The organism is Pinisolibacter sp. (assembly GCF_036782435.1).
Lineage (GTDB): Bacteria > Pseudomonadota > Alphaproteobacteria > Rhizobiales > Ancalomicrobiaceae > CALBKH01.
The window spans coordinates 1-4,195 of record NZ_DAIPZB010000101.1; the positions used below are offsets into that span (position 1 = coordinate 1).

At 69.1% G+C, this 4,195-nt stretch carries 3 protein-coding genes; all 3 read left to right on the forward strand.

What is annotated here, in order from left to right; translation table 11 throughout:
• The first annotated feature begins 164 nt into the window (after window positions 1-164).
• From V7Q42_RS21275 to xylA, 3 genes are read left to right on the forward strand one after another with little or no spacing between them, the layout of a single operon-like run.
• Window positions 165-1,208 (forward strand): LacI family DNA-binding transcriptional regulator, encoded by a 1,044-nt coding sequence (locus V7Q42_RS21275; protein ID WP_333826275.1) that lies wholly within the window; start codon window positions 165-167, stop codon window positions 1,206-1,208.
• 41 nt (window positions 1,209-1,249) lie between these two features.
• Window positions 1,250-2,707, forward strand: a complete 1,458-nt coding sequence (gene xylB, locus V7Q42_RS21280; RefSeq protein ID WP_333826276.1) for a xylulokinase — start codon at window positions 1,250-1,252, stop codon at window positions 2,705-2,707.
• Window positions 2,704-4,029 (forward strand): xylose isomerase, encoded by a 1,326-nt coding sequence (gene xylA / locus V7Q42_RS21285; protein ID WP_333826277.1) that lies wholly within the window; start codon window positions 2,704-2,706, stop codon window positions 4,027-4,029. The genes xylB and xylA overlap by 4 nt, the downstream gene beginning before the upstream one ends.
• Window positions 4,030-4,195 lie beyond the last annotated feature (166 nt).

Sequence of the window (4,195 nt, forward strand, 5' to 3'; positions counted from 1 at the left end):
ACATTCGGACGCCGACGGGAATCGCCGGGCGCGAATTTCAAAACGGCCTCTGAGGTGCACCTCAACATCATCGCTGCGTCGCAGCCGCGAAATCCGTGGCGAGTTCGGCGGCGCAGCAACGAATTGAGTTGCGCACCTCAGATTTTTGCGCGATCCATCGGGGCATGATCGATCAGACCGAAATCTCCGTTTCCACGCTGAAGGACGTCGCTCGCGAAGCGGGCGTTTCGATCGCCACCGTCGACCGGGTGTTGCACGGGCGCCCGGGGGTGCGGAAGGCCACCGTCACCAGGGTCGAAGAGACCATCGCTCGGCTGGGCTTCCGGCCGCACGCCGCGGCGGCGGAGCTGGCGCGGGGCAAAAGCTATCGCTTCTGCTTCGTCATGCCGGCGAGCCTCAACGCCTTCATGAGCGAGATCCAGGAGACGGTGCTGAAGGAGCGAGCGTGGCTGATGGCGCGACGCACCCTCGTCGACATCGTCGAGACCGACGTCTTCGATCCGAACGCCCTCACCCGGACGCTCGAGGAGGTCGGGTCGCGCTACGACGGCATCGCCGTGGTGGCGCTCGACCATCCGCGGGTGCGCGCCGCGATCGACGATCTGATGGCCGCCGGCGTCCACGTGGTGACGCTGGTCTCCGACGTCCCGGCATCGCACCGGGCGCGCTACGTCGGCATCGACAACATCGCGGCCGGACGCACCGCCGGGTCGCTGATCGGCCGGTTCATCGGCGGTCGCAAGGGCATGGTGGCGGTGGTCGCCGGCTCGCTGGCGCTCTCCGACCACACCGACCGCTTCATCGGCATATCCCGGGTGATCGCCTCGGATTTCCCGGATCTCGAGCTGATGCTGCCGGTCGAGGGCCGCGACGAGGACGCCACCAATCAGGCGCTGACGACCAAGCTCCTCACCGAGGTGCCCGACCTCGTCGGCATCTACAACATCGGCGCGGGCACCAGCGGCGTCGCCGCGGCGCTCGCGGAGACCGGGAAGGCCGGCAAGGTGGTGTTCGTCGGCCACGACCTCACGCAACACACCCGACGGTTCCTCCTCACCGGCATCATGGATGCGGTGATCTCGCAGAACCCCGGGCGAGAAGCGCGATCGGCCCTGCGCATTCTGCAGGCGCTGGCACGCAAGGAACCGATCTCCGCTGCCCAGGAGGTCATCGGCATCGACATCGTGATCCGCGAGAACCTGCCCTGAGGGCCGTTCCGGCGCGATCCGCTCAAGTGTGGAGGCGGGTGATGTATCTCGGTCTCGACATCGGTACGTCGAGCGTCAAGGCGGTCCTGGTGGACGCGAGCGATCGGGTGGTCGCCGTCGCCGAGCGCGCGCTCGAGGTCACCCGGCCGGAGCCGCTGTGGTCGGAACAGGATCCGGAGAGCTGGGTCGCCGGGACCTTCGCGGCGATCGACGAACTCGCCGCGAACCATCCGCGCGAGGTGGCGGCGGTGGCGGGCATCGGCCTTTCCGGTCAGATGCACGGCGCGGTGCTGCTCGACGCGAGCGAGAAGGTGCTGCGCCCGGCGATCCTGTGGAACGACGGTCGCTCCTTCGCCGAATGCCGGGCGCTCGAGGCGGCCTTTCCGACGCTTCACGCCGTCACCGGCAATCTCGCCATGCCGGGCTTCACCGCGCCGAAGCTGATGTGGGTCGCCCGCCACGAGCCGGAGGTCTTCGCGCGGACGGCGCGGGTGCTGTTGCCCAAGGCATTCGTGCGGCTGCGGCTCACCGGCCAGTCTCACGAGGACATGTCCGACGCCTCGGGGACGCTGTGGCTCGATCCGGCGAAGCGCGACTGGTCCGATGCGGCGCTCGCCGCGACGGGGATGACGCGCGCGCAGATGCCCGGGCTGGTCGAGGGCTCCGCGCCGGCCGGGCGGCTGCTGCCGGCGCTCTGCACCCGCTGGGGCATGACCACGCCGCCGGTGGTGGCGGGTGGCGCCGGCGACAATGCCGCGACCGCCGTCGGGCTCGGCGCCATCTCGCCCGGCGACGCCTTCCTGTCGCTCGGCACCTCGGGCGTGCTGTGGGTGACGACCGATCGCTTCGCGCCCAACCCGGCCTCGGCCGTCCATGCCTTCGCCCATGCGGTGCCGGGAACCTGGCACCAGATGGGGGTGATGCTGTCGGCGGCCGCCTGCCTGTCGTGGTGGGCCGACGTCTGCGGTGCTTCGGCGGGCGATCTTCTCGCCGAACTCGGGGACGACGCGACGCCCGGCGCCGGGCCGCTGTTCCTGCCCTATCTCAGCGGCGAGCGGACGCCCGCCAACGATCCCGAACTCAGGGCGGTCTTCGCCGGCCTCGGCGCCGGAGACGGGCGGGCGACGATGACCCGGGCGGTGCTCGAGGGCGTCGGCCATGCGGTCGTCGACAATCGCGATGCGCTCGCCGCCGCCGGCACCCGCGTCGCCGAAGTCGATCTCGTCGGCGGCGGATCGCGCTCGCGCCTGTGGGCGCAGATCCTCGCCGATCAGCTCGAGGTGCCGGTGCACCGGGTCGAGGAGGGTGCGGTGGGCGCGGCTCACGGCGCCGCCCGGCTCGGCCGGCTCGCCGCCACCGGTGAGGCGCCCGCCACCGTCTGCCACCGGCCGCGCCGGCTCGAAACCTTCCAACCGGATGCGGCCCGCGCCGCCGTCCATCGCGAGGTCCACGCCCGCTGGCGTCGGCTCGCCCCTTTCGCCAAGGAGATCCGCTCATGAACGCCCCCGCATCGCGCTTCTTCGGCGCGCTCGATCAGGTCCGCTACGAGGGCCCCGACAGCGACAATCCCCTCGCCTATCGCTGGTACGACAAGAACCGGGTGATCGCCGGCCGCACCATGGCCGAGCACCTGCGCTTCGCCGTCTGCTACTGGCATTCGTTCTGCTGGCCGGGCGGCGATCCGTTCGGCGGCGAGACCTTCCTGAGGCCGTGGATGCATGGGCTCGACGCGATGGAGATGGCCAAGGCCAAGGCCGATGTCGCCTTCGACCTCTTCCGCCTCCTCGACGTGCCGTTCTTCACCTTCCACGACATCGACGCGGCGCCGGAAGGGGCCGACCTCGTCGAGCAGAAAGCCAACGTCGCGGCGATCTGCGACGTCTTCGAGAAGAAGATGGCGGAGACCGGCGTCGGGCTGCTGTGGGGCACCGCCAACCTCTTCAGCCACCGCCGCTACATGGCGGGCGCCGCCACCAACCCGGATCCGGACGTCTTCGCCTATGCCGCCGGGCAGGTGCGGATCGCCCTCGAAGCGACCAAGCGGCTCGGTGGCGCCAACTACGTTCTGTGGGGTGGCCGAGAGGGTTACGAGACTCTGCTCAACACGAACATGAAGCGCGAACTCGATCAGCTCGGCCGCTTCCTGGCGATGGTGGCCGAGCACAAGCACACGATCGGCTTCTCCGGCCCGCTGCTGATCGAACCGAAGCCGCGCGAGCCGACGAAGCACCAGTACGACTTCGACGTCGCCACCGTCTACGGCTTCCTGGAGCGCTACGATCTCCTCGCCGACGTCAAGGTCAACATCGAGCAGAACCACGCGCTGCTCGCCGGGCACTCGTTCGAGCACGAGGTGATGCTGGCCAATGCGCTCGGCGTCTTCGGCTCGATCGACATCAACCGCGGTGATCCGCTGCTCGGCTGGGACACCGACCAGTTCGCCATGGACTTCTCGGAGATGACGCTGGTCCTCCACGAGATCCTCAAGCACGGTGGGTTCTCGACGGGCGGCCTCAACTTCGATGCCAAGATCCGCCGGCAGTCGATCGACCCGGCCGATCTCCTCCACGGCCACGTCGGCTCGATCGACGCCTGCGCCCGGGCGCTGATCAACGCCGCGGCGATGCTGGAGAAGGGAACGCTGGAGACGCCGCTGGCCGAGCGCTACGCCGGCTGGGACGCGCCGGAGGCCGGGGCCATCCTCGCCGGCGAGCGCAGCCTCGATCAGGTCGCCGACCGGGCGATCGCCGAGAAGCTCGACCCGAAGCCGCGCTCCGGGCGGCAGGAATACCTCGAGGGGTTGGTGTCGCGCTCGGTGTGATACCAAAGGCCGGAGGTGCTGACGCACCCGGCCTTTGAAGGAGCGCGAATTTCTCATTCGCATCAGGGGCATGAGAAATTCGCGTCAGGAATACCATCGGTCATTTTCAATGGCCGATGGTATGAGGAGACCTGTGCGCGGTTGGACCATCATGTTGATTTGATGC

What these genes read in the sequence shown, in the direction of transcription:
- xylB (WP_333826276.1), top strand. Translation starts at nt 1,250, where the DNA reads ATGTATCTCGGTCTCGACATCGGTACGTCGAGCGTCAAGGCGGTCCTG.
- V7Q42_RS21275 (WP_333826275.1), top strand. Translation starts at nt 165, where the DNA reads ATGATCGATCAGACCGAAATCTCCGTTTCCACGCTGAAGGACGTCGCT.
- xylA (WP_333826277.1), top strand. Translation starts at nt 2,704, where the DNA reads ATGAACGCCCCCGCATCGCGCTTCTTCGGCGCGCTCGATCAGGTCCGC.